Origin of the sequence: Nitrospira sp. (genome assembly GCA_024760545.1) — a bacterium.
Classification (GTDB): Bacteria; Nitrospirota; Nitrospiria; order Nitrospirales; family Nitrospiraceae; genus Nitrospira_D.
This window is the reverse complement of record CP060502.1, coordinates 191,474-213,332: the sequence shown is the minus strand read 5'-3', so window position 1 is coordinate 213,332 and position 21,859 is coordinate 191,474. Positions and strand designations below refer to the sequence as shown.

At 57.2% G+C, this 21,859-nt stretch carries 34 protein-coding genes and 1 tRNA gene; 11 read left to right on the top strand and 24 right to left on the bottom strand.

From position 1 onward, the window contains the following. Positions 1-26: 26 nt before the first annotated feature. From umuD to H8K03_22790, 7 genes are all read left to right on the top strand, one after another. Positions 27-452 (top strand): translesion error-prone DNA polymerase V autoproteolytic subunit, encoded by a 426-nt coding sequence (gene umuD, locus H8K03_22820; GenBank protein UVT22654.1) that lies wholly within the window; start codon positions 27-29, stop codon positions 450-452. A 6-nt stretch (positions 453-458) separates the two neighbouring features. After that, entirely contained in the window at positions 459-1,727 is a 1,269-nt protein-coding gene (locus tag H8K03_22815) for a Y-family DNA polymerase (protein ID UVT22653.1), read from the top strand. Between the two features lie 5 nt (positions 1,728-1,732). Next, positions 1,733-2,089 (top strand): hypothetical protein, encoded by a 357-nt coding sequence (locus H8K03_22810; protein ID UVT22652.1) that lies wholly within the window; start codon positions 1,733-1,735, stop codon positions 2,087-2,089. A 13-nt stretch (positions 2,090-2,102) separates the two neighbouring features. Further along, positions 2,103-2,405 (top strand): helix-hairpin-helix domain-containing protein, encoded by a 303-nt coding sequence (locus H8K03_22805; GenBank protein UVT22651.1) that lies wholly within the window; start codon positions 2,103-2,105, stop codon positions 2,403-2,405. Between the two features lie 54 nt (positions 2,406-2,459). After that, positions 2,460-2,894: an AP2 domain-containing protein gene (locus H8K03_22800; protein ID UVT22650.1), complete on the top strand. Its 435-nt coding sequence runs from the start codon at positions 2,460-2,462 to the stop codon at positions 2,892-2,894. Positions 2,895-3,034: 140 nt separating this feature from the next. Then, the gene (locus tag H8K03_22795) at positions 3,035-3,598 is read left to right on the top strand and encodes a hypothetical protein (protein ID UVT22649.1); all 564 of its coding nucleotides are present in this window, start codon (positions 3,035-3,037) and stop codon (positions 3,596-3,598) included. Positions 3,599-3,621: 23 nt separating this feature from the next. Further along, positions 3,622-4,119, top strand: coding sequence for a thermonuclease family protein (locus H8K03_22790; protein UVT22648.1), 498 nt, complete (start codon positions 3,622-3,624; stop codon positions 4,117-4,119). A 156-nt stretch (positions 4,120-4,275) separates the two neighbouring features. Here H8K03_22790 and H8K03_22785 read toward each other — a convergent pair whose 3' ends face one another. Beyond that, positions 4,276-4,542 carry a hypothetical protein gene (locus H8K03_22785; GenBank protein ID UVT22647.1) on the bottom strand — a complete coding sequence of 89 codons (267 nt, stop codon included), beginning with the start codon at positions 4,540-4,542 and terminating at the stop codon, positions 4,276-4,278. 5 nt (positions 4,543-4,547) lie between these two features. Then, positions 4,548-5,612: a ParM/StbA family protein gene (locus H8K03_22780; protein UVT22646.1), complete on the bottom strand. Its 1,065-nt coding sequence runs from the start codon at positions 5,610-5,612 to the stop codon at positions 4,548-4,550. Positions 5,613-6,067: 455 nt separating this feature from the next. Between H8K03_22780 and H8K03_22775 the strand changes: the two genes are divergently transcribed. The 3 genes from H8K03_22775 to H8K03_22765 are packed head-to-tail and all read left to right on the top strand — an operon-like array spanning position 6,068 to position 7,570. Then, entirely contained in the window at positions 6,068-6,523 is a 456-nt protein-coding gene (locus tag H8K03_22775) for a hypothetical protein (GenBank protein UVT22645.1), read from the top strand. 1 nt (position 6,524) lies between these two features. Continuing rightward, complete coding sequence (locus tag H8K03_22770; protein UVT22644.1) at positions 6,525-7,007, top strand: metal-dependent hydrolase; 483 nt, start codon at positions 6,525-6,527, stop codon at positions 7,005-7,007. Positions 7,008-7,039: 32 nt separating this feature from the next. Next, positions 7,040-7,570, top strand: a complete 531-nt coding sequence (locus tag H8K03_22765) for a hypothetical protein (protein UVT22643.1) — start codon at positions 7,040-7,042, stop codon at positions 7,568-7,570. Between the two features lie 469 nt (positions 7,571-8,039). On the opposite strand, the gene H8K03_22760 is transcribed toward H8K03_22765, so the two are convergent. Continuing rightward, positions 8,040-8,114: transfer RNA gene (locus H8K03_22760), tRNA-Thr, on the bottom strand. Next, entirely contained in the window at positions 8,105-8,287 is a 183-nt protein-coding gene (locus tag H8K03_22755) for a hypothetical protein (protein UVT22642.1), read from the bottom strand. Before H8K03_22755 ends, H8K03_22760 begins: the two co-directional genes overlap by 10 nt. Positions 8,288-8,370: 83 nt before the next feature. Between H8K03_22755 and H8K03_22750 the strand changes: the two genes are divergently transcribed. Next, positions 8,371-8,595, top strand: a complete 225-nt coding sequence (locus H8K03_22750; GenBank protein UVT22641.1) for a hypothetical protein — start codon at positions 8,371-8,373, stop codon at positions 8,593-8,595. Between the two features lie 173 nt (positions 8,596-8,768). On the opposite strand, the gene H8K03_22745 is transcribed toward H8K03_22750, so the two are convergent. The 20 genes from H8K03_22745 to H8K03_22650 form a co-directional block, all read right to left on the bottom strand. Next, a complete protein-coding gene (locus H8K03_22745) occupies positions 8,769-9,152 on the bottom strand; it encodes a hypothetical protein (GenBank protein ID UVT22640.1) in 384 nt (127 codons plus the stop codon). A gap of 120 nt (positions 9,153-9,272) precedes the next feature. Next, positions 9,273-9,473 (bottom strand): hypothetical protein, encoded by a 201-nt coding sequence (locus H8K03_22740; GenBank protein UVT22639.1) that lies wholly within the window; start codon positions 9,471-9,473, stop codon positions 9,273-9,275. A gap of 457 nt (positions 9,474-9,930) precedes the next feature. Then, positions 9,931-10,326: a single-stranded DNA-binding protein gene (locus H8K03_22735; protein UVT22638.1), complete on the bottom strand. Its 396-nt coding sequence runs from the start codon at positions 10,324-10,326 to the stop codon at positions 9,931-9,933. Between the two features lie 54 nt (positions 10,327-10,380). Beyond that, positions 10,381-10,701 (bottom strand): hypothetical protein, encoded by a 321-nt coding sequence (locus H8K03_22730; GenBank protein UVT22637.1) that lies wholly within the window; start codon positions 10,699-10,701, stop codon positions 10,381-10,383. 34 nt (positions 10,702-10,735) lie between these two features. After that, positions 10,736-11,782, bottom strand: coding sequence for a transglycosylase SLT domain-containing protein (locus tag H8K03_22725; GenBank protein ID UVT22636.1), 1,047 nt, complete (start codon positions 11,780-11,782; stop codon positions 10,736-10,738). Between the two features lie 39 nt (positions 11,783-11,821). Beyond that, positions 11,822-12,376, bottom strand: a complete 555-nt coding sequence (locus tag H8K03_22720) for a hypothetical protein (protein UVT22635.1) — start codon at positions 12,374-12,376, stop codon at positions 11,822-11,824. A gap of 83 nt (positions 12,377-12,459) precedes the next feature. Then, on the bottom strand, positions 12,460-13,227 hold the full coding sequence (locus H8K03_22715) for a reverse transcriptase-like protein (GenBank protein UVT22634.1): 768 nt from the start codon (positions 13,225-13,227) through the stop codon (positions 12,460-12,462). A gap of 223 nt (positions 13,228-13,450) precedes the next feature. After that, positions 13,451-13,906 (bottom strand): macro domain-containing protein, encoded by a 456-nt coding sequence (locus H8K03_22710; protein ID UVT22633.1) that lies wholly within the window; start codon positions 13,904-13,906, stop codon positions 13,451-13,453. Continuing rightward, positions 13,903-14,289: a hypothetical protein gene (locus tag H8K03_22705; protein ID UVT22632.1), complete on the bottom strand. Its 387-nt coding sequence runs from the start codon at positions 14,287-14,289 to the stop codon at positions 13,903-13,905. Before H8K03_22705 ends, H8K03_22710 begins: the two co-directional genes overlap by 4 nt. Positions 14,290-14,369: 80 nt before the next feature. Beyond that, a complete protein-coding gene (locus tag H8K03_22700; protein ID UVT22631.1) occupies positions 14,370-14,756 on the bottom strand; it encodes a hypothetical protein in 387 nt (128 codons plus the stop codon). A 75-nt stretch (positions 14,757-14,831) separates the two neighbouring features. Continuing rightward, positions 14,832-15,332, bottom strand: coding sequence for a DUF1273 family protein (locus H8K03_22695; GenBank protein UVT22630.1), 501 nt, complete (start codon positions 15,330-15,332; stop codon positions 14,832-14,834). Between the two features lie 83 nt (positions 15,333-15,415). Continuing rightward, a complete protein-coding gene (locus tag H8K03_22690; GenBank protein UVT22629.1) occupies positions 15,416-15,553 on the bottom strand; it encodes a hypothetical protein in 138 nt (45 codons plus the stop codon). 4 nt (positions 15,554-15,557) lie between these two features. Beyond that, positions 15,558-15,740, bottom strand: coding sequence for a hypothetical protein (locus H8K03_22685; protein ID UVT22628.1), 183 nt, complete (start codon positions 15,738-15,740; stop codon positions 15,558-15,560). A 44-nt stretch (positions 15,741-15,784) separates the two neighbouring features. Further along, a complete protein-coding gene (locus H8K03_22680; GenBank protein ID UVT22627.1) occupies positions 15,785-15,985 on the bottom strand; it encodes a hypothetical protein in 201 nt (66 codons plus the stop codon). Positions 15,986-16,032: 47 nt separating this feature from the next. Continuing rightward, positions 16,033-16,419 carry a response regulator gene (locus tag H8K03_22675; protein ID UVT22626.1) on the bottom strand — a complete coding sequence of 129 codons (387 nt, stop codon included), beginning with the start codon at positions 16,417-16,419 and terminating at the stop codon, positions 16,033-16,035. A 25-nt stretch (positions 16,420-16,444) separates the two neighbouring features. Then, positions 16,445-17,065 (bottom strand): hypothetical protein, encoded by a 621-nt coding sequence (locus H8K03_22670; protein UVT22625.1) that lies wholly within the window; start codon positions 17,063-17,065, stop codon positions 16,445-16,447. 19 nt (positions 17,066-17,084) lie between these two features. Then, positions 17,085-17,606: a hypothetical protein gene (locus tag H8K03_22665; GenBank protein UVT22624.1), complete on the bottom strand. Its 522-nt coding sequence runs from the start codon at positions 17,604-17,606 to the stop codon at positions 17,085-17,087. Positions 17,607-17,663: 57 nt separating this feature from the next. Further along, entirely contained in the window at positions 17,664-18,428 is a 765-nt protein-coding gene (locus H8K03_22660) for a hypothetical protein (GenBank protein ID UVT22623.1), read from the bottom strand. Between the two features lie 88 nt (positions 18,429-18,516). Continuing rightward, entirely contained in the window at positions 18,517-19,320 is an 804-nt protein-coding gene (locus tag H8K03_22655; GenBank protein UVT22622.1) for a hypothetical protein, read from the bottom strand. Between the two features lie 51 nt (positions 19,321-19,371). Beyond that, a complete protein-coding gene (locus H8K03_22650; protein UVT22621.1) occupies positions 19,372-21,819 on the bottom strand; it encodes an AAA family ATPase in 2,448 nt (815 codons plus the stop codon). Positions 21,820-21,859 lie beyond the last annotated feature (40 nt).

Below are 21,859 nucleotides of genomic sequence, written 5' to 3'. Positions count from 1 at the left end.
GCCCTTCCTGGCTCTGAGGAACTGTCATGCACATCGATGCCGTCTACGCGCCTGATCTCTCCACCCGCTACAAGCTCCCCGTGTTCCTGGGCCGCCTGCCGGCTGGCTTCCCGTCGCCGGCCGATGATTATCTCGAAGGCAAACTGGATCTCAACCGGCACCTGATTAAGCACCCCGCCGCGACTTTCTTTGTGCGCGTGTCCGGAGACTCGATGCTCGGTGCCGGCATTCATACGGGGGACTTATTGGTTGTGGATCGGTCCCTTGAAGCGGTCGACGGCAATGTGATCGTCGCGGCGCTGGATGGCGAACTCACCGTGAAACGTCTCTCCAAACGGGGCACCGCAGTGCGCCTGCTCCCGGAGAACCGAAACTACCAGCCGATCGAGGTTCAACCGCAGCAAGAGTTTGAAATCTGGGGCGTCGTCACCAACGTCATTCACGCGCTGTAGGGTCCGATGTCTCCAGTCTTGGCCCTCGTCGATTGCAACAACTTCTACGCATCCTGCGAACGAGTGTTTAACCCCAAGCTCGAGCGTCAGCCGGTTGTCGTCCTGTCCAACAATGACGGCTGTGTCGTGGCTCGCTCGAACGAAGCGAAGGCCCTGGGCATCGGGATGGGGGTGCCGGAGTTTCAGATTCGCCCGCTTCTTGACGCGCACGACGTCCAGGTCTTCTCATCGAACTACGCGCTCTACGGGGATATGTCACAGCGCGTGATGGCGTGCCTCGAACAATTCTGTCCGGATCTGGAGAGGTACTCAATCGACGAAGCGTTTCTGGGGTTCTCCGGTTTCGCCTCGCGAAACCTCACGGACTATGGACGTGTCATCCGCGCCACAGTGAAACGCTGGACCGGCATCCCGGTATCGGTGGGGATTGCGGAGACGAAAGTCCTGGCGAAGATCGCCACCAGAATCGCGAAGCGCACTCCCGATGCCGGCAGCGTGGTTGATCTGCGCGCCTGTCCAGATCGAGACGCCCTGCTCAGTCGGATTGCCGTTGAAGATGTCTGGGGCATTGGTCCCAACTATGCTCGGTTCCTTACCCAGCACGGCATTACCACGGCCCTTCAGCTGCGCCAGGCGGATGACCAGTTTATCCGCACGCACATGGGCGTTGTCGGACTGCGCCTGGTGATGGAACTGCGCGGGATGTCCTGCCTGGACGTGGAGCAGTGCCCAGTGCCCAAGCAAGGGATCACCTGCTCGCGGGCCTTCGGAACGATGGTGGGCACGCTGGCGGAGATGGAGGAAGCGGGGTCGAGCTACACGACGCGCGCGGCGGAGAAGCTGCGGGCGGAGCACCTGGCCGCCACCGTGCTGACCGTGTTTCTGCACACGAATCCATTCCAGGATACTCCGCAGTATTACAATGCCCTGACGCGCAAGCTCCCGGTGGCCACGGACAGCACACCTGAACTGATTCGGTCTGCGATAGAGGGCATACGGACGATCTACCGCAAGGGGTTCCTCTACAAGAAGGTCGGGATCATGTTGACGGGACTGGTTCCAGCGAGCCAGGTGCAGACAGACCTTTTCGACCAACACGATCGGGCGCGATCGAAGAAGTTGATGACGGCGCTGGATTCGATCAATAACCGGTTTGGGTCTGGCACGCTGCACTATGCCTCCAACGGAATCACGAAGGCGTGGCGGACGCAGTTTCGTCACAGCTCACCGGCCTACACCACGAGCTGGGATGACCTTCCCATAGTGAAGGCCTAATCGGCATGAGCGATCAGCACCGCCCCAAACGCGAGTCCATGTCGATCGAGGAAGCGACGATCTCCAATATGTGGGAGATTGCGGCAATTGTGGAACTGTTAGAACGGAAAGGGCTCTGTAGCAAGCAAGACTTGTTCGACATCATCGCTGACTTTCGGAAGAAGAATCCCCGCGCCACGATCCCCGAAACCGCGTTTCCTGAGCCGTATGTGCTTTCCCAAACCGAAGAGCAGATCATTGACGACCTGCTCGCCGTGCTCAATCAGCATGGGCTTACGTCGCACCAGGCCACGAACCTGCTGGAACGGCTGGGGCGGATTATTGAAATGGGCCAGCGGTTGGCGAAAGGGACCACACATTAGCAAGGAGGCTTTCATGCTCTCAGTGGTAAAGAAATGGGCGATTGGGTTCGTGGTGATCACATTGCTATTCGGTGTGGTTCCTGTCTTCCCCTTGACTGAAACGACACCCTCGATCCTTCACGCCGCTGAACCCATCGACCTCAACATGGCCACGGCAGACCAACTCAAGGCGCTGCCCGGGATTGGTGATGCCTATTCCGAGAAGATCATCAAGGGCCGACCGTACAAGCGGAAGGATGAACTGGTGCAGAAGAAAGTTGTCCCACAAGCGACGTATGACAAGATCAAGGAGCACGTTGTGGCGAAGCAGAAGTAACCCATTGGCCAACGGGATGGGGCAGCGGATTGCATACTCCTGGTATTAATAGCCATGAAGCAGATCTACCGCATTGATCATGAACCATCATGGACACATTCGTGGTTTGTGACTGTCCAACGGCGGGGCCGGGTCTACCATCGGCATTTTGCCGACAACGTGTACGGCGGGAAGCGGAAGGCCCTTGCCGTAGCAGAGAGGTATCGAAACTGGCTGATTGCCCGCCTGCGACCAATGACCCGGCGAGAAATCTGCCGGATCAAGAAGAAGAACAACCGGTCCGGGATCTCAGGGGTCACAAGAATTGACGCTATGGAGACAGGCCGGGGGCGACCTCGTCACCGACAGTATTGGCTTGCACAATGGCCGATTGGGGGCGGCAAGGCCAAGACTAGAAAGTTTTCGATTACGCGGTACGGCGAACAGGGGGCATTTCAGCGGGCAGTACAGGCACGACGGAAGGCACTACGAGCTTTGGCCTCCCGCTAGTCTTCCTTGATAAACTGTCGCCCGAACGTGGTGCAACAGACTCGTTCGTAGTTCTGCGACCTATTACAAGGTCAAAGATCAGGTGGTGGCGAAGCAGAAGTAAGAATGTTCTAGGGCCGTTGACTCTAGAGGAAACTGTCATGGGACCAGAGGAAGATAGTTCCGAGTATGAAAAGAGAGTTGCCTTCGCGCTTGGAACAGTTCTGGGGGACATTCTCAAGTCGTCATCTAATGAACTGGGCAAATTGTATATTAGGATGCATGTGGGGGACGGATTCTTTCGTGGACGGCCAATGACAGAGGAACTGGCCAGAGAAACCAGGTATGAGCTGATTCCATATGGAGCTGCTCTGGCCGCAGTGCTGTTATATAAGTGGCCTCACCGGACAAGTCCAGAAGGTCCGATCCTCTACCATCTTGAGAAAGCAATATTCAGCCTAAACCTTGAGAACACAAAACCGACATACGCTCACTACCTCGATCGCTATCATCATCCTAGGACCTCTGACCCTTCATCATTTCCCCGAGAGAGCATTATTCATCGCGAGTTTGCCCAGAGTCTCGCAAAAACTTGGAATCTTTTCGAGCGAATCCCCCCCCACTCGGCAAAGCGAATATATTGCGACCTTGAGGGATTTATCGGAGCAAATGGAAGCAGTGCTGAATGCCGCCTTGGATGGTATATGGCCAAAGCCCTAACCTAATGTCTGCCAGAAATTATCGAGCTGTGGCTCTGTTCTTCGCTTGCAGAGCCACATTTGGTCTTACTGTTCTTGCGCTTGGTTCAATTGTATGCGCAGCAGCCGAGATTTCAGGTCCCGTTACTTCCGTCCTTGACGGCGACACCATCGAGGTTCTGCACAACCAACACCCTGAACGCATCCGGCTCCACGGCATCGACTGCCCGGAGAAAGGCCAAGCGTTCGGCAATAAGGCGAAGCAGGCGACCGCAGCCCTGGTCTTTGGCAAAGAAGTCACGCTCCAGACCTACGGCAAGGATATGTACAAGCGCACCCTGGCTGATGTGTTTCTTCCCGATGGCACCAACGTCAATCACGAACTGGTCAAAGACGGCTGGTGCTGGTGGTATCGGAAGTATGCCCCCAAGGATATCGAGCTCAAGACGTTAGAAGAGCAGGCGCGCCAGTCGAAGAAAGGGCTGTGGGGTGAGCGCGCACCCGTGCCGCCTTGGGAGTGGCGTCGTGATGCGCGCGCGACGCGCTGAACGACGGAGACAGGCAGGAGACTCCGTTTGTAGTGGTGGGGCTGGGTTGGTCGACCATCAGGTGTGCCGATCAACGCAGTCGTCATTCGTCGGATTCGACATCTCAATGCCCGCTGTGTGAGGTGGGGGGCAATCCTCGTCATATCGGAATTTGGGTTAGAACACGACGCGCTGATTCCAACTCGCCATGCCTCCTGTCGTGGGCGGCGGTTCAGCGACGGCGACTCGCCGGCGTGAGGCTTTCGGGGTGGCGGAGCGGTTCCGCTGAGGTTCTTTCTTCATGCGCCGACTGAATTCAGCCAGCAGCATTGCGCGATGGAGTGCGGTCCGCTCCGCTGGGCTTTTGCGCATCAGATACTGATAGAGCGCTTGCTCGTCCGGCCGCTGCCGTAGGTACAAGGTGAGACGACGGATGCTCGGCATCGTGCTTAGACCATGGCTTCATCCGGATCGAGCGCCGGCTTTGCAGGCACGTGGTCTACGTAGGCGAGTTGGGGCGGGGGCCCGTAGATTCGCAGTCCCACATTGAGATAGCCGCGCGCATTGGCAAATTGGGCATCGGAGACGACGAGGATGCCTTCTCGGAACCCCTTGAGAAAGGGGTAGAGGAGTTTCGCGCCACCCCCACAGAGGATCACCGCTTCATAGGCGGCGGCATGTGGCCCCCACAAGTCGGTCATTTTCGCCAGGACCTGGCCGGCGGACTCCTTAGCGAGCTGGGTAACGCGATCGGTGATGTAATCGTGCGCGACGGGTCGGCCTTGGGTGCGTAATTCCTCTTCGCCGCGATGGGCCCGCTCAACTTCGTGTGGATCGACGGGGCGGCTGAGTTTCGCCTGCAGTTCGGTCGCCACGGTGGCAAAGATGTCGTTGATGCCGAGCCGGATGCCGACCGAGGCTTGGCTGATGAGATCCTGGCCGGTCATGGCCACGAATTCCGTGGTCCACGTGCCGATATCGACGAGCGCGACCTTATTGCGTGGGTGCTCCAACGTCGGTTCGCTAAAGTAGGCGCCGACGCCTTGTGGGATCACCGTCACATGCTGCGCGCGGAGCCCGCTCTTAATCGTCTGCGCGACATGCCCCATGCCTTGTTGGGCCATGTATTTATCCAACGGCAAGCCGGTCACGATGCAGGCGCCGTCCGGGATGAATTTCTTGGCCTGCGCGATGAGGGCCCGATAGTGGGGGAGCGTCCACCACATATTGTGCAGGTTGGAGAACCGTTCGGCGTGCCCGATCGCCCGTTCGCCGACGATATACCGGATGTCGTCCACCAGCACTTCATCGCTGTCTTGCATCGGATGGAGTTGCATCATGATGGTGGGGGCCACGGCGGCTGCCACCGAGGGGAACATCAACCGTTGGCCATCCTCCCGCACGATTTTGGTAAATCCGTACCCGAGGTCAATCCCGACGACCGGGCCCCGTGGTTTCGAGGAGCCGTCCGTGGATCGTGGCTCCCGACGTCGTGACGATTTTTTCACTCCCATACTTTCCTCCTTCGTGGTGTGTGTCTGCTGACTGCTACCACCCTATTACGTCTTCGGCATCAAGAGGCTCCCCGTGTGTCCCGATCTGCTGGATGCAGATTCTTCCTCATTGAGCCGTTCTGGCATGGAGTGACTGGCTATATCCCCGCTATTCATGCGGGGATTCGCTCGTAGAGTGGTGCGAAAAGTGGTGCACTCCTCCCCTGAGCCATTGTGGAAGTCCGCGCTATAGCTAGGGATTCTTGTCATTCCGCGTTCTGAAGGCTGGGGGACAGATTGGGGGAGCTGGTCGGGTGCGAAGATTGGCGCCCTGGGGAGCGTAATAGGTGAATAGGTCGTCGGGCGAGAGGGTTTCTGGGCATGAGTGGGGTTGGGCTGTCGCCGTGATGTCGAACCATAATCAATAAAGATTACTTGATAGAAAACATCACTACTACAGAACGGAGGTAGTGGGTATGGATACTCAGCCCGTGACGGCTGAACCGAGTCTGGATCAGGGACTGGCGGCAGATCGGTATGCAGCCGGTCGGACGGAAGAACACCTGCATACGGCGGGTGTGACACCACCTAGTTTAGCGACGTTACAGAAGATCGAGTATCAGAAGGAGGTGCAGGCGTTGCTGGCGAAGATCCAGACCACGATGCCGAGCCTACTGCCGTGGGTGGAAACGACCGTGATCAGCCTGGTGAATCCGCAGTGGCATGTGCAGAAGATCGACGCCGCCTTGGAGCATATCTTCCAACGGGAACCGGCCGCGAGTCCACGACGAGCGGCCAACGAAGTCGCGCATTATAAACGGATTCCGGATGAGAAATATAATTACGTGTGGAAACGGGCGCAAATCGTGAAGCGGCGCATACAGAAACGACACGAACGAGCAGAGTTAGCCGACATGATGGAGGACTGCTGAGATGTCAGGCCGTACCCATGCCATGGTGCCAGCGGGTCTGTCCGCCCTCCTCTTCCAGGGCGATCCCCTTCTGACTCTCACGGCTGCATTGGCTGGATTAGCGCCGGATATTGATGAACCTTGGTCAGTGATCGGACAACGGTTCTGGTTTCTGTCGTGGTGGATTAAGTACCTCGTGGGACATCGGACGCTCAGTCACTCATTGATGTTAATTCCCCTGGCTGGGGTGGTTGGGTTAGTCTGTGAGATGGCACCGATGATGATTGTGGCAATCTTGGTGGGGGTTGGCACGCATGTGGTGTTAGATGGATTAAGTGGGGGAGTGTTCTTGTGGTGGCCGTCGAAAGTCCGATGGGTGTTGGGTCGATATCCGGTCTATGGACGGTTAGACCAGCTCCTGATGGGACTGGGATTGGTCTGTGCGGTGGCGGGAATCCTGATGCGGATTCAGACGGAAGTGGCAGGTATGCGGTTGCCTGGGTAACTGGTAAGAAGTTGTCGAGTAGGAGTGGATGTATGAATGTCGAACATCGATGGTCGGCCGTGTGTTACCGAGCCCGTGTCCAACATCAACGGCAAATTGCGATGTGTGTGTCTGGCGAAGGGGGAGTGTTGGTTGGTCAGGGTCGTGAAGTCGAGGTTATTCTCTTTCTGGGGGAAAATTGTGAAACCCTGACTGTCCAGAGAGAAAAGTGGACGGGGTTATTGGAGCATTATATACAAGAAGCTCAGCGACTGGGTGGAGTGGCAGTTGGGGTCATTGTGTCGGGTGTGCTGCCGGAAGAGGAGGCAGGTAAACTGCATTTACGGCCAGCCTTGTTGACGCAGGTGATGGGGGTCGGGGTGTGTGATGGGCGACGGTTTGAGATTGGACATCGGTATGAATCTGAAGGGGAGGAGATGGTGTTCTATGGTCCAATCTCACGAGATGGAACAAAAGTGGAATCGTGGAAGGCAGAATTGGGAATGGAAGGAGTGTTGGTAGGGCCTTGGCCATTTCGATTTATCCAGCGAGTCCCTTCTGGCGGCGAAGTGCGAACAGAGTGAGCACGAAGCCGCCACTCTGTCACGGACTGGTGAACGATCCAGCGACGATAGAGGCATCCACGCTAACGACCATCCTCCTCATAATCTCAGAAGCACGGCATTATCTGACATCAGACAGTCTGATGAAGGCGCTACTGCTTTGAGTCCCGCCGCGAACCCACGCATCGTGTGGGTGAAGCGGCGTCTCCCTCTACGTCGGTGATCACATCAGCCAGGCGAGTAACCACCAAGATTTCGACTGATGCCAAATTGCGAGGGCAGATCAGGCGCCAGAGTGTGTCTGAGGCCCGATCTGTTGCGGAGTGCCCGTCGCAAACGGCGGCCCAGCTAGGAGTCACCTCCTCCAATCTCTGAAGACGGTGCTGAGTCGGCGCCCCCTTCAATCGACATATGTGGTGTCGGGCGTGTGATCCGGCCGCGGAGTCCTCGCAGCATGCGAGGGCGGAGCGGCCATCCTTCCAAGACGGTGTGGAGCTGACTGACCGACTTGAACGGTCATCGATCGCTTACAAGGCGATGGCTCTAGGAGTTGAGCTAAGCCAGCCTGTGGACTGATGTCTGCTGCAGGGCGGTTCGTAAGGCGGCTCGGGATTCTGCGTCACGTACGGCGATACGTTCACGCTGGACAGATCGGCGTTTGGCCAAATCATCGAGCGAGTGATGGGACAACTCACGGAGCTTGGCCTGTGCGTGGGCTGACATATGGAATCGTTGCATGGGGCATCCTCCAAGACATGATGGATTAGAGTATGAAGTGTCACTGGCGACGTACCCTGCGAGCAACGCGAGCCTGATTAGGAGTGGGCAAGAGATTGCTGAAGGTGGTGGCGAGTGGCGCGTCGACTCCATCGCCGCCAATAGCGCTTGGTCAGGCCTTTGATTCGATCGAGTGGGTATTGGCCATCACCGGTGTACTCCCAAAGAATCCCGGTACGTCGGCGCCCACGTCGTTGTTTCCGGGCATGGCTGTGATTGGGGGTGGGCTTCCGGGAGTGACGCATGATGATCTCACACGATCCGAGTGAATGGGTCCTCGATGAGGGCAGGCTCCCCTTCACACCAGTAACCCGGTGTTGAGGCCGGGGCACACCTAGCCTGCCCTCCCTCCGGTCATCACTGTTCAGGTCTGTTCGACAACAGCTAGCCGCCTGAACTCTCATCGAGGAAGCCGCGAGATCAACCGCGGCTGGCCAGAACGTTAATTGGGATGATGCTCGACACGGAAAAACAGGGGCTTCTGTTGAATCGGGACGGAGAGTTCCAGATAAATCACACACTGCCCATTTTCCCAAATGCGTTGCGCTGGTCGTAGCGTGGCCAGCATCAAGTCCTGGGCTGTCACAAACTGTTCGGCTTTGGCAAACGCAATGGCATTAGCCAATTGCCGTTTGGCTCGTGTCGTGGCGAGATCACAGGAGAGGGATTCCTGAGCCGAGTATCCTATCGACCATCCTTTTGCTTGCAGGACAATGACGGGAGTCGTCGCCTTGTCGCTGTGGATGAGATGTGATGGCTCGCTCGGTTCAGCTAAGACGGGTTGGCTGATAATCAGCAGCAAGGCTAGGATGAATAGTAGGTGCATGATGAACCTCCGAGGCTGTGACGTGTGAGACTGCCCCCACACGCATCCTGCCCGCAGAGCGGGCCTCTCACGGGATAAGGTGGTGCGGCAACGGGACGTGGGGAGTTATGTGAAGCTGAGTTAACGGGCAGAGGAGGTCGGACGTCGGTAATTTTCTCTGATGGGATGAGAGGCAGCGGACAAATCCAGGTTGAGCGGCCGCTGTCGAGTGCGGAGATCTCTGGACCGTTGGAGCCAAGGGACCAGCACGACGGTCATGATCACAACCAACACAGCGCCCAAACCGATCGCCGGGATGATGAGAGCAGGATAGGACGTCATCAACACCTCCTCAAGGAATGGTTAGAGAATGGGTAGAGTTGCAGATCTGAAAAACGCTCAACGCCAATGATGTGCTGTGACGCTAAACGGCGTGATCGATCTCGTTCGGTGACAGTCAGCGACACAGTCGCTTCCATCATCAGCCCCGCTCCTCTTTCCCTGCTCATACATGGTGAGATCGTTCTGGTCAGGGGCACTGGCCATTACAATGACCAGCCAGCAGCGCCGAATCGGCCCGACTCCTTAGAGGATGGCTGCTTCTAAGCCTACCTTTCGTCGGTGTTGAGCTGGGTGATCGATTCAGTGAGTGGTACGCGATCGTCCCTGCGTACCAGAGGGTGGACGGTATTCTCGATATTACCTGCCGTCTCAGGGGGCCAGGAGATCATCCTGGTACAGCGATCGTGTGAGAACGGAGGCTACGAGGAGCGTGACGGCCCCCCGTAGCCGACAGATGTTACGCGGCCTGGCGTTGTTCGCCCTTCCGCTGAACCACCTGATACTTGGACGCGATCAGCTCCAAGCGGGTCCGTTTCTGACCTTCGGTGCTTTCCCAGGCATTCTCCTGGAGCCGGCCTTCAACTTCGACGTAATCACCCTTGTTGACTTCATTGGCGAACGTCATCGCCTTGTCTCCGAACATCGTGAGCGGGACACGAGTCGTCTTGGTGACGCGTTTGCCCTTGTCATCGTCGTACTCACTCTTGATGTACAACGTGCAGCTGACCACGGGCTTCTTTCGTGTGCTCCGTATCTCGGGCTTGTTCCCGATTCTGGCCCGGCACACAAACTGGTTCTTGTCGTTCCAGGGTTTCGAGCTGGACTGCGGGTTGCTGGATGATTCTTCTGACATGGGACACCTCCTAAAGTGACTCGTGATGAGTCAGTGATGAACACAGGTCGTGACTTACGCGGCCTGTAACGCGAGATCAATATTGAGTGGAGCCTGTGTCTCGCGCACGAAGGCTCGCACAATGGTGGTGATCCGACGCCTCATGCGTGGCGTGGTCACCGAAAGAATCGTCAAGGTGCATGAACTAGCGGCCGTGGCCGCTCGGGCGATCACGATGTCCGCAATGTCTCCGGAGTTGAGATTGGTAAAGTGGATCGTTTGACGGGATGCGGAATAGGCGCCAAGAGTTCCGTGGATCATGGACGAACGAGCGCTGCCGAGAAGGGCGATGGCCAGACTCAACGGGGTGTCACACTGAATGGGTTGACGCCTCATGCACACTCCTTTCAACGACAGGATCATGAAGCTGTCAGGCTACCCGCGCAGCGGGTCTCTGGAGTGATTCGTCCTGATGCTGCGATCGGTGGACTGAGAGCGGGGATCGTCCTCGTTCGTAGTCCGACGATGTTCGACGAAGGGCAAGCGGAGATGGACGGTGGAGGGCCCGGACACTGTCACGAACGAGCTGATAGGACCAGAGTATCGTGCGAATGACATACGTGCATACGATGAGGAGCGAGATCAGGAACAGCAAGGGGAGGAGGATCTGGACTCCGAGCGTCATCATCGTGGACGGACTGGGGAGTGTGTGTCCGATATGGACGATGTCATTGATCGGGTCCGGGTTGGAGAGCGTGGCTGCTCGATGTGGGATGCGTGATGGCGTCAGGTCTGCGAAGGACAGATCTGGGCCGGCATCATCGGACGTATTCTCGTAAATCGAGGCCTCAAAGGCAGTGGCAGACAGTAAGGGCGTATCAGGCGAGGGCAGAGACCACAGAAGGCTTGAATTACGGCAGAGGTCGGGAGTTTGTCGACAAAGATGTCCATGGACAATCGCAATATACTTCGTGCTTCCGACCGACCCGTTATAGCCAGCAAGAGCTTGCCATGTTTTTCCATGACGGAGGATTTGTTCATGCAGAATATGGCTGGCCGCGGTGAGATTACGGCACGGTTCGAAGAGTTGCTCCGGTTGAATGCCGAGTATGTCAGCAATGGTTCCATGATTGGTCGAGGAGATTTGCCCAAGACCTGCATCAAACTGTTGACCACGCTGTTTCAGGGTCTGCATGAGCCGATGTGCAGCTTGTTCAGTCGGTGGAAATTGACTGTGCCGGGATCCTGTCTCATCGGTCCATCCGATCGCGAACGGGTGATTGCGACTCTCTGCATAGATGAGGGCGCGGAGAAGTGCCGGGTGAAGATCCAGTTCTTGAGCGTGCTGGTGGAGACAATGCGTCCAGGCTGTAGGTGTGGTTGAGAGGGTTAAGGGGTCCTGCGTGGCAGCGGAGCTTGGAGAGAGGCCCCAGATTATGAAGTAACAGGTCAGGAGCCAGACAAGAGGCAGACGCATAGATACTCCTCCGTACAGTGAGTGGAATCGAATCGGCGGTCAGTCGACTTGATGATGCAGGCGTGGGAGCGTGACCGGCCGTGATGTCTGATGTGGGTAGTACACGTACAGGTTTGGAAAGAACGCGCGGAGTTGTGCCGTAGAGCCTTCGCCCCACATCGGGCAGTAGGAACAGATGGCAAACGTTTCTTTGAGATTGAGCGTGTGGCCGTGTTGGGTGATGAAGTCTCCGATCGTCATGGTGTAGTGCGTGGAGGTTGGGGTGTGAAAGCGGACGATGTTGGGAAAGGAATCGACGCTGATAAAGCGGTGATGCCCCGTGAGATGGAACAGCCATGCCTGGGGATTGTAGCCGCAGCCCAGGTCGACAACTGTCCAATGCGTGGGTATGAGTTGCGCCAAGTGCCAATAGGTCGTCATGAATCCAAGAAATTCGTCATTGATTTCAAGCTCGGTGTACGGATGCCCTTCCATGACGGCACGCCATTGCTCTGCTGGAATGATTCGGGCGATTGCACGGGAGAGTTCCTCATTACTGGGCGCATGAAATGGGAGTGCTGTGTCGACATTGAGCGGAGCGCTAGACAGTGACATGGATATTCTTTCTGGTGAGGAGGAGCCCAATGCCACGTAAACAGGAGAGACAGAGGTGGTGGCCATCGTTCTCTCCTGAGGGCTCATTGAGTTGGAAATGTTTTCCAGACGAGTGGTGCAGAACGAGCGGCAGCAGTTGCTAACGAGTCTACGAGGTCATTCATGAGGACGCCGGAATGTGCCGTCACTTTGTGCCACTTGATGGTTGACGAATAGGTGTGGGTATATGCGGCATAGGCTTGAGTAGCTGGTGTATTGGCCCGCCATTGTCCTGTGGCCCATGCTTCGATTCCGGTGTAGTCATAGTAGACGGTGATGGTGTGATAGCCACGGCGCCGGCATTCTTCGAGTCCATGGAGGACCGCTTGTAGTTCCGCAGCAACGTTTCTGTGGTCGGCTGCATGGGCGGGGATCTGACTACTGCTGTGGCGATACACTTCATTCTCATTTTCTCGGATCACGCAGGCCCAGCCGAATTTGAGACCGTCTGGGTGTTGCAGGCAGGCGCCATCGACCCAGAGCTCGACCGTATTGGGTGGAGATACGGGCGTAGGAACTGAGCTGGAATGGTGAGGCGTCGTGGCATTTGTGAGAAGTAATCCACTGTCCGTCCAGGCTTGAGCGAGACGAGCTTGGATCTGGGGGGTGAGGTTCCGAAGTTCGTTAGTCGTATAGCGAGGGCCGTTCTTGCCGGCATAGATGACGAGAGTGCCGAGGGCGGGACCAGCCTGCTCGAATAGCGTGATCTTATGTCCGTAGCCGTTTGGTGTGGGTTCAGGGTGACGGACGGCGTTGAATCCTTGTCCGCGTAGGGCGGGGATCAGCGAAGTGGCAATGTCGGATGCGGTCATAGGTTCTCCCTTCGTGATGGAAGATGTCATAGACAAAGTTCACTACCCACGAAGTGGGTCGATGCCGCTCTTTTCGAAGAAGAAGGGATTGGGTTACCGGAGGAGTGCGCCTACTGGGGCTTCAAAGGCGAGCGCTTCCATGTGTCCTGGAGCAAAACAGCAGGGATGGCTGGAATGTTAAGGGAATCACGGAGGGTCGGCCAACTACCGAGCGAGAAGACGTTCATGGTGTCTCCAAGAGTGAGGTCACAAAGACACAGCGTGATGTGACGTACGGAGCGATCGCCGTGCGGACATCCCGCCAGGACAGTTGCCCCAGGCCACAACCGACCCGTGGGAGGTACACCCGTGACATGTTGTGTTGCTCGATCAGGTGGGCGACCGACTTCATGCTGGCGATGATGAGTTCGAGATCGGCTGGATGTTGCCAGTGGCGTTTGGTGGGAAAGGTAATGATGCGTGTGGAGAGAAAGGCATATGGGTGGTTGCCGGAGTGACGGAGCGCTTGGCCAAGAACGCGTGGAAGATCCGGGTACCGTTGGGCAGCGGCTTTGGCAAGGCCGGCACCCATGACGGCTTCCCCGTTAGCTTTGATGACCCCGTTTGTGGTGATAGCGATCCATTCACCTTGCGTGTGGAACGTCCAGAGGTCGCCGGTGATCTCGTGCACCAGTGTCATGGGGATTCCTTGGTTGACAGGTTGGCGCATGACATCACCTGCGGGCGACTAGAGTCGCTCCGCCCATCTATAAATCGGTCTGGGAACTGCTGCACCGCGAATTGGATCAATTCGTGGGTGTGGCAGTTCCAATCGGCCCTGCAATAACACAGCACTGTCTGTTCCTCAGCCCGGGCTAACTCATCCCACACCTGCATGGGCACGCGGGCGAGAATCTGCGCGTAGTGTGCGCAGTAGTCTTGCCAATTCAGCGTGCCGTTTTTGTATCCCAGCACCATATCCCAGCGCGGGGCAAAGGCCCGCCAGATGCCCTGCGCGCTCTTGACCGTGGTATCGATCCCTATCGCTCCTGGTCGGATTTGCGCACGCCGCAGTCGAGTCATAGTCCCTCCTCCGTCTTATTACGTGCTGATCGCTGAGGGAAGTGGCTACCCTGCGTGCAGGGTCGCTTAGAGGGAGCCAATCAGGCCTCATCCTGAGAGGTGTCGATCATTTCATCGACGTCGTTGATTCCACATCTTTTACAGGCGTCGGGATTGTATGACGTGTCGATGGCGTAGAGTGGATCCGGGTTGAAGAAACAGGTCGTTTCGGGGCGTGTCCCCATTAAGAATGGACAGGGCTGGATGTGATGCCCGATCTGCGGTGGGGGCAGTGGACCGAGTACGGAGTAGCAATAGGGTCCGTGGGGGATGAGAGTAGCGAGCTGATCCTGAGATAGGGCGTGGATATGTTGGCGGAGTTGGTTGGTGCGTTGGTGATGTGTGGCGATCTCGGCAATGAGCGTAGCCTCATTCATCTGGAGAGCGTCGAAGGTATGTGATGTGAGGTTTGGAGTGCGGTCTCTCATAGGAAATGCTTTCCCGCCCCTAATGGACGTACCATCGGCATTCTGGCCCGGCATACCCGGCGTGGCCTTGTCGTTTCAGGGGGCGATCAATTGGCCGGCGTGGTGATGGGCAAGGTGGTCGATCCAGCGAGCGACGTCGGCCGTCCCGCCGGCCGAACCATCCCATACTGCGATCGCAGCATGAGCATCAGTGACCAGCCGACTGTTCCGGGCCATCAGGGCTTCTCGAACTTCCGCGTCGGTTTTGGCTGTGTGACAGACGATCAGGCGGTCCATCGCGAGGCGGAGGAGTTCCTCATAGCGGGTTTGGCTCTGTTTCGGCCATCGGCTGGCCTGGCCGGGAAACGGAATATAGGCCACAAAGGGAGTCTGAGTGGTGAGACAGGCCTCGGCGAAGGCTTGATCGACACCAAGAGCCATTCCGGTCAGGCCGAGGACGTCTAATCCGCGGGATTTGAGGGCTGTGAGCGTACGGGTTAAATGGTCGGCGATGCGTTGAAGAATGGGATTGTTGGGATTGAATCCGCCGAGTTTCTGTGGGCGATGGCCAGTAATGGCCAATCTGAGCGTGGGCATAGGATGTCCTCCTTCAATCTACTACGATCGATGGAGAACGAACCCTGCCTGTGAAACAGGCCTATGGTGCCTTGGGTGAACGATTAGTGTGGTCGGGTCTGACGATGACGGCGGGTAAACCGGTCGTAGAGCAAGGCGCCGACGAAGAGAATGGCACCGACGGCAAAGAAACTGTTCAGTGCGATGAAGCTATCGAGTTGAGAAATGGCGAGTGCCGGCATGGGGTCACCTTTTCAACGAGTATAACGCGCCTGCATGGAGTGCGCAACAACCGAGGAGGCCTTCGGCGAAGATCCACGGGTGAAATGGGGCGTTGGAGAGGACTTGATTGAGGGCTAGTCCTACCAAGGCCAGATTGGCCACATCGGAGAGTATGGTGGCAAGGTGCTCCCATTGCTTCTTGTTCACGATTCAGCTCCTGCCGTCGTTGAATGCAAGGAATGGGATGCGGATCAGGCGTGCTTCTTGGTGGGCTGAAATTCGAGGATGTTCTCCTGCAACCATTCCCGAGCGGCACGTGGTCCAAGATCCATCGTGCCGCGGAGGTCTTGCCGAGCCCATCCGTGGCCTTGTGACACGAGGAATTGGCCATTCTTTTGGAAAGCAGCTAAGGGGTTGGGACGGATGATTAGGCTAAATCCTCGTTCGCTCATGGGGGAAGTCTCCAGTCTATGAGCTGGTTGATGCCCGTGAGGTCCTGTTACGCCGCCGAGCGTGACAGAGCGGGGTTGGGGGCAACATTTTGGATTGTGGCGCGGAGGTGGCCGAGATCTGGGGGCTTGGCGAGTAACGCGGCAATACCCAGACGGCGTTGTTCCAGCTCGAGTACATCCGGAGCGAGTCCGCCGGTCATGCCGACGATGGCAGTGGCCGGCCGGATCTGCTGGAGTTCGGCGATCAGTTGTGGACCATCGATGACGGGCATCTCCATGTCAGTGAGCACAATATCGTACGGGGCATCAAGGATCTTCACCAGGGCGTCGGCGCCATTGGCGGCCGTGGTGATGTCGTGACCTTCGGACGCGAGGGCAGTGCTGAGGATTTTCCGGATGGATTCCATGTCGTCAACAATGAGGATTCTGGCCATGATGTCGTGCTCCTTCGTGGGTCGGTCATCCGTTCGATGCCGTGGTGAGGCCTACCGACTGGTGTTGCTGAATCCACTGGATACAGGTGTGGATGAGGGAACGAAATTCATCCAAGGCCAGGGGGTGGGACATGTACGCGTCGCGAAACGGATATTTGTACCACATCAGGGAAAACTGGCTTGGCGCATACTGAAAATTCGGGCGGACGATCGGACAGGTGGATAGATGGTGATGGGTGTGCGCCCATTGGGCGTAGGCCTCATCGTAGCCGCAGGTACAATGAGCGGTCGTTGCCTCTGAGACGGCGGGTTCAGGAGAACTGATGGGATGCCCTGCCGGCGTGGGGTGGAGTGCGATGGCTGAGTGGTGTGTCACCTCGTCCGTAAACCGATGTTGGTAACAGCTGTCGGTATGATGATGCGTGTCGAGCCACGTGTCTTCAGCTTGTTGAAAGCCACACGGACAATCCCCCCAGTGGTAGCGATGGATTTCAAAGACATCACAGATGAATTCCGTGCCATATCCGTCACAGTCAGGACCATCGATGGCTTCTAAGAGTTCTCGAAAACATTCCTCCCATCCCGCATCACGTGGAACTGGGAACTGGCCACGGCTATGTCCAAAGATGAGATTGCCGAGCTCCATACAGTGCCTCCAATGCGTATTACGGATTGGGTAATTTCGCGGTGTCAGTCGTGTTGGGTGGACGATGGGGCAAGCGACTGGGGATTTGAACCATACCGTTCTGGTCCATCACTCGGATGTCGTGGCTATAGAGCGTTGGGAATGTGGTACCGGCGGGCCATTGGATATGGAAATGCCCATGCTGAATGGGTTGCATGACAAACGGTTGGCCGTGAGCAACAGTTTTCGCCAAGTGGAGGGCAAAGTTGGTGTCGGCATGATGAGGGACGATGAGTAGGATGCGGGCGTGGTCGGCGCACGTGATCAACCAGACCTGGAGTGGTTTATGGGCGAAGGCGCTGGCTTGTGAAAAATGGGTGCTGGGTGGTGTGGATGTGTCGGTGAAATTGGGGAAGGATGGGATAGATTCCATGCCGTGTTTGGCTTGCCAAATACCGTGATAGATCTGCTGGGCGTAGCCGGGCCAGAGTGGATCGAGCGGGCGTCCTTGGTAGGCGGCTTCAGCGGCCTGACGCTCGGCAAAGGTCAGTGACATATGCATAGATTCCTCTCGTGGCCGGTTCCGATGGTTAGCTATTACGTTCTAGGGTGATGAGGCTCAGCTCGGTATGAGCCCGTGATTCATGGCGACCTGACAGAGGGTGCGGTAGAGCTGACGGTTGAAGAGTGGGTAGGCGCTGATGAGGCCATAGATGTGAGGGGTGGTGTCGAGCCATTCAGCCAAAGCGATGGCCACTGCCGGACTCCTACTGACACCCACATGGCAGTGGATAGTGAGTTTGGTCATGGCATTGCGCTGTTGCAGGATAAAGTCCAGAAGGGCCTTTGCCTCCTCGTGTCTGAGCGGGTGTAAATCTCTGTGTGCATCACGAATACGATAGGGAATATCCCACGCTGCGAGATGAAAGATGGCGTGAAAGGTGTAGGCCGGCACGAGAGGTGGGGTGCCAGGTTCTCGAATTGAGATCAGAACTTCGCCGAGCTGGGGCCGATAGTGTCGGCGAATCGCTTCTTCGCATTGAATGGTGATGGGGAGCGGATGTACCGGTACGGCGGCGTGGGCTTCAGCCCAGGCTTGAGCGGCTACCAGTGTCTCAAACTCACAGGTATGGAGATCAGGGGATAGGCCCGGTCGTGGAGTGTGGACGGTCGCAAGATACCGGGTGTCGTCTGATCCGGTGTCGTCCAGCGCTGTGATGGTCGCGGAGGCATATTGATAGGCGTTACAGGGAATGTCGAGCGAACACAGGGGTTCGCCCGGGATGGCGCCGCGATCCATCTCCCAGCGTTCGTGCTTGTCGGACGGTCCGATGGGTTGTGTGGAGATGGTGGTCCACCGTGAGGGAGGTTGTGATCGACGCATGAAGGAGCTCCTATGGTGTCGTGATCGACGAGGCGCTCACACAGCGAGCTGCGGCGGCATGCAGCCGCCGCCTGGATTCGGTCAGAGGCTATGAGGTGAGATGCATCATCGTGCCGGGTTCGCAAGGGACGGTGTTGGCGATCTGGAATGGCGGTAACGGTTGAAGGGACACGCCCATGACTTGTTCAAGCCGTACAGTGGCATCGTCCGGTCGCCCTTCTTTGAGATAGCGATAGACGGCTCGGAGTTCGTCGCGCGCAATCAGGTCTTGTCCGCTTCCATCGATCGTCATGCACTGAGGTGTGGTGAGACCTCTTCGGAATTCGACGCGTTCAGCTTGGTAGAGGGTGGACCCTTTGGACGTACGACGGAATGGCAATTGATGTTGGACCAGCCAGGTTTCGAGCAGATCAAACTCCCCCTCCAGTGCAAGACTGTTGTAGAAGTGCAAGTGATGAGAGCGATCCAGTGCTTGCAGGAGTTGCTGCTCTGAATCGGGCGCAAAGAGGTCAGAGTTCCAACCGAGACAGACCGACGCGCCTTGGAGGGTGGTGAGGAATTCGGGCAGGAACAGACGATCGAGGATGCCACCGATTTCGATTTCGCCGGGATATTGGTCGAAGAGCTCCTCGGAGTCAGGCTGGCTGTCGGGGGCGGTGACGATCTGCCTGATACGGGACTGAGGGTGGGGGGTAAACCCAAGGAGTCGATCGTTAATGGCTTCGAAAAGGTTCAAGAGGAGGTCCATTTCATAGAGGACATCCAGGGGGTCTCGACGACAGAGATCGACGATGGCCTGTTTTATCCAGTAGGAGGACGAGGGATCCTCCATGATCTGGCGTTGGGCTGCCTGGGGATCTTGAGTGAGCAGTGCGAGGAATTCCTTGGTCATGTTCATCTATTACGTTCGCCGACTGGTGAGTGAGGTGTGACCTTGATGTCCTTACGCGGATCCCGGATTACGCCGGATGAGGTAGAGGCGGTTTCCGCGTGAGCGGACAGGTCCTGGCGTGATGGGCGTTGGCCGTGGCTCCGGTGGGGTAGACCATCCTGAGGCGACGGGAACAGGGTGCAGAATACCGTGTGACAACATGACGCCCCCTTGGAGGTCGGTGGTCTGTAAGGCTTCCCACAGCAAACTATCGGGGTGGTTGCTCAGTGTGGTGATGGAGGGCCGATGGCCAATGATGATGAGTTTGCTTTTGGCACGGGTGAACGCGACGTTGATGAGTTTGGAGGGAGAACGGTCCGATTCACACCGGCCGAGCATGGTTTTCGTCAGATTCCCTGTGACGGTGGTATCAAAGATCACGATGTCACTCTGTTGCCCTTGTACACTGTGAATCGTGCCGACGTGTACACGATCGCTGAGGTCGGCTTGACTGATGAGATCCTGAAGCTGTCGGACCTGGTTGCGGTACGGGGCAATGATGCTGACCGTCGGCTGTGTACTGGATGGAAGACGGAGGGCTTGCTGCGCCAGGGCTACGGCCACGGTGGCATGGTAGTGGTTGGAAGGCGATCCTTTATGGTCCTTATCGACCCAGGGTTGCGCATCACTGGTATCGACGAAGACTAAGGCTTTTCCCGGCGCCGGGGATTGCTCGACGATCGTTTGCCGGGCGGTACGAATGTGACGATCAGTGCGATAAGACAGCCCGGCCCGTTGATACAGCTTGGCAGCCAGGGTGGCGATGTCGGGGTGCATCCGATATTGCGTGGTTAACGCGGCGACTCGTGGGTCGTTGTCGTTCTTGATGCCTGTCAAGCCGTAGATGTCGGTGGCCAGCCATTGTTTGGCAGTGAGGGTCTGAGATTCTGCGATCGGGGACAGTTGAAAGAAATCGCCGACGATCAACACTTGCCGGCGGGCGAGGCAGAGCGAGGCAAAGAGGGCTGGGGGCGTGGCCGTTGAGCCCTCGTCGATGATGACGAGATCAAACCGTTCGTGTTCAAGGACTGGGGCGGTGTAGGTGCGCGTGATCGTGGTGGCAAGCACCGTACAGTGTTGGAGGATTCTTCGCTCGACGGTGGCGATTTGATGTTGGAGTTCGGTGATGTCCTGATGGAGGCGGATGGCCTGAGCTTGGTGGGAGGCCAGTAACTGAGGCAGATCGGCGATGGAACGGGTACCGAGTTGGGACGTCAAGCGTTGGGCAAGGAATCGTTTGGCTTCGAGGGTGTCGGTGATGCGTTGTTGGAGGGTGTCCAATTGGGCCGTCAATTGGAGGAGATCTTCGGCACAGTCGGATTCGATGAGTTGGGCATCAAAGAGATCGGCTTGAATGGTGCTTTGACGTCGGAGAAAGAGCCGTCGCCACCGGGAGGCAGTCCAATATTGGTGGAGTTCGTCGGTATATCGTGTAACCGCGGCGTGACTGTCGTCCTGTGTCTGGCGGAGGGTGGTGATGTCATGCTGGAGTGCCGCGAGTTGGGCGTGAAGAGTCTGAGCATGTTCTTCGGATGCGGTAAGGTCGTCATGGAGCTGTCGGAGGGATTCGAGTCGTGCTGTTTCTTCTTGAATCGGGGCAGCCTGTTGTTGGAGCTGAGCCAAGGTGTGCGCCAATGCGGCGGTCTCCTGAGCCGCGAGGTGTTCCATCGTGACGGCATGTAATGGCGCAGGGGCATCGTCGGCGGCCAGTCCATAGCGGACAATTTGACCTGGTGACGTTGTGGGCGTGCTTCGGAGCACGGCCTCAAGAGCTTCGTCTACGGCGGTATTGGTGTTGGAACAAATCAAGACGCGGTCGCCACGCTCCATGGCCAGGCGTGTGACAGCGCCGATCACCTGGGTTTTCCCTGTCCCGGGAGGTCCCCAGAGATAGAGAAAGTCATGTGTGAGCGCGCGGACCAGGGCGGTGAATTGTTCCGGGTTGAGGGATGGGTCTGGGGCAATATCGAGTCGATCGGCCAGGGGGGTGGGGCGCGAGGACGGGGTAAAACACTTCAAGGCGAGTTCGGTGAGATAGTCCTGTGGGTGGGCTTGAATGGCTGCCAGTCGCTTATCGAGAGCCAGCAACAGACGAATGCGATCGATAGTGAGTCGGGCTTGAGGAATCTCCGGTTGAAGATCAGCGATCAAGGATAAGGTGAGTTGATCGACCGACAGGCCGAGGATCACGCAGGGATGGGGTTGCCCGTCGATAATCAGTTCGCCTTGGGTGTCATCCAAGGCGCCACTGAGGGGAAACGTGGTGGTTCGGAAAGTCACGCGTTGGTGCCGGCCGTATCGGCCTTGGACCCGGCCGTCGAGGAGAGGGACGCTCAGGGGGCGTCCTTGGTTGGTACTTTGTCGGCAGTGGAGTTCATCGCGAATGGCGTTACGGAGTGAGTGAATCAGGTCGTGCAAGGATGCGGGAACGGACACCCCACGCTGGAATGTCTCCGGCATAGCAGCCTCCTTATGGCCTGTCTATCAGTTATCACTGAAC

What these genes read in the sequence shown, in the direction of transcription:
- umuD (UVT22654.1), top strand. Translation starts at nt 27, where the DNA reads ATGCACATCGATGCCGTCTACGCGCCTGATCTCTCCACCCGCTACAAG.
- H8K03_22815 (UVT22653.1), top strand. Translation starts at nt 459, where the DNA reads ATGTCTCCAGTCTTGGCCCTCGTCGATTGCAACAACTTCTACGCATCC.
- H8K03_22810 (UVT22652.1), top strand. Translation starts at nt 1,733, where the DNA reads ATGAGCGATCAGCACCGCCCCAAACGCGAGTCCATGTCGATCGAGGAA.
- H8K03_22805 (UVT22651.1), top strand. Translation starts at nt 2,103, where the DNA reads ATGCTCTCAGTGGTAAAGAAATGGGCGATTGGGTTCGTGGTGATCACA.
- H8K03_22800 (UVT22650.1), top strand. Translation starts at nt 2,460, where the DNA reads ATGAAGCAGATCTACCGCATTGATCATGAACCATCATGGACACATTCG.
- H8K03_22795 (UVT22649.1), top strand. Translation starts at nt 3,035, where the DNA reads ATGGGACCAGAGGAAGATAGTTCCGAGTATGAAAAGAGAGTTGCCTTC.
- H8K03_22785 (UVT22647.1), bottom strand. Translation starts at nt 4,542, where the DNA reads ATGCCGAGCATCCGTCGTCTCACCTTGTACCTACGGCAGCGGCCGGAC.
- H8K03_22780 (UVT22646.1), bottom strand. Translation starts at nt 5,612, where the DNA reads ATGGGAGTGAAAAAATCGTCACGACGTCGGGAGCCACGATCCACGGAC.
- H8K03_22775 (UVT22645.1), top strand. Translation starts at nt 6,068, where the DNA reads ATGGATACTCAGCCCGTGACGGCTGAACCGAGTCTGGATCAGGGACTG.
- H8K03_22770 (UVT22644.1), top strand. Translation starts at nt 6,525, where the DNA reads ATGTCAGGCCGTACCCATGCCATGGTGCCAGCGGGTCTGTCCGCCCTC.
- H8K03_22765 (UVT22643.1), top strand. Translation starts at nt 7,040, where the DNA reads ATGAATGTCGAACATCGATGGTCGGCCGTGTGTTACCGAGCCCGTGTC.
- H8K03_22755 (UVT22642.1), bottom strand. Translation starts at nt 8,287, where the DNA reads ATGCAACGATTCCATATGTCAGCCCACGCACAGGCCAAGCTCCGTGAG.
- H8K03_22745 (UVT22640.1), bottom strand. Translation starts at nt 9,152, where the DNA reads ATGCACCTACTATTCATCCTAGCCTTGCTGCTGATTATCAGCCAACCC.
- H8K03_22740 (UVT22639.1), bottom strand. Translation starts at nt 9,473, where the DNA reads ATGACGTCCTATCCTGCTCTCATCATCCCGGCGATCGGTTTGGGCGCT.
- H8K03_22735 (UVT22638.1), bottom strand. Translation starts at nt 10,326, where the DNA reads ATGTCAGAAGAATCATCCAGCAACCCGCAGTCCAGCTCGAAACCCTGG.
- H8K03_22730 (UVT22637.1), bottom strand. Translation starts at nt 10,701, where the DNA reads ATGAGGCGTCAACCCATTCAGTGTGACACCCCGTTGAGTCTGGCCATC.
- H8K03_22725 (UVT22636.1), bottom strand. Translation starts at nt 11,782, where the DNA reads ATGCGTCTGCCTCTTGTCTGGCTCCTGACCTGTTACTTCATAATCTGG.
- H8K03_22720 (UVT22635.1), bottom strand. Translation starts at nt 12,376, where the DNA reads ATGTCACTGTCTAGCGCTCCGCTCAATGTCGACACAGCACTCCCATTT.
- H8K03_22715 (UVT22634.1), bottom strand. Translation starts at nt 13,227, where the DNA reads ATGACCGCATCCGACATTGCCACTTCGCTGATCCCCGCCCTACGCGGA.
- H8K03_22710 (UVT22633.1), bottom strand. Translation starts at nt 13,906, where the DNA reads ATGACACTGGTGCACGAGATCACCGGCGACCTCTGGACGTTCCACACG.
- H8K03_22705 (UVT22632.1), bottom strand. Translation starts at nt 14,289, where the DNA reads ATGACTCGACTGCGGCGTGCGCAAATCCGACCAGGAGCGATAGGGATC.
- H8K03_22700 (UVT22631.1), bottom strand. Translation starts at nt 14,756, where the DNA reads ATGAGAGACCGCACTCCAAACCTCACATCACATACCTTCGACGCTCTC.
- H8K03_22695 (UVT22630.1), bottom strand. Translation starts at nt 15,332, where the DNA reads ATGCCCACGCTCAGATTGGCCATTACTGGCCATCGCCCACAGAAACTC.
- H8K03_22690 (UVT22629.1), bottom strand. Translation starts at nt 15,553, where the DNA reads ATGCCGGCACTCGCCATTTCTCAACTCGATAGCTTCATCGCACTGAAC.
- H8K03_22680 (UVT22627.1), bottom strand. Translation starts at nt 15,985, where the DNA reads ATGAGCGAACGAGGATTTAGCCTAATCATCCGTCCCAACCCCTTAGCT.
- H8K03_22675 (UVT22626.1), bottom strand. Translation starts at nt 16,419, where the DNA reads ATGGCCAGAATCCTCATTGTTGACGACATGGAATCCATCCGGAAAATC.
- H8K03_22670 (UVT22625.1), bottom strand. Translation starts at nt 17,065, where the DNA reads ATGGAGCTCGGCAATCTCATCTTTGGACATAGCCGTGGCCAGTTCCCA.
- H8K03_22665 (UVT22624.1), bottom strand. Translation starts at nt 17,606, where the DNA reads ATGCATATGTCACTGACCTTTGCCGAGCGTCAGGCCGCTGAAGCCGCC.
- H8K03_22660 (UVT22623.1), bottom strand. Translation starts at nt 18,428, where the DNA reads ATGCGTCGATCACAACCTCCCTCACGGTGGACCACCATCTCCACACAA.
- H8K03_22655 (UVT22622.1), bottom strand. Translation starts at nt 19,320, where the DNA reads ATGACCAAGGAATTCCTCGCACTGCTCACTCAAGATCCCCAGGCAGCC.
- H8K03_22650 (UVT22621.1), bottom strand. Translation starts at nt 21,819, where the DNA reads ATGCCGGAGACATTCCAGCGTGGGGTGTCCGTTCCCGCATCCTTGCAC.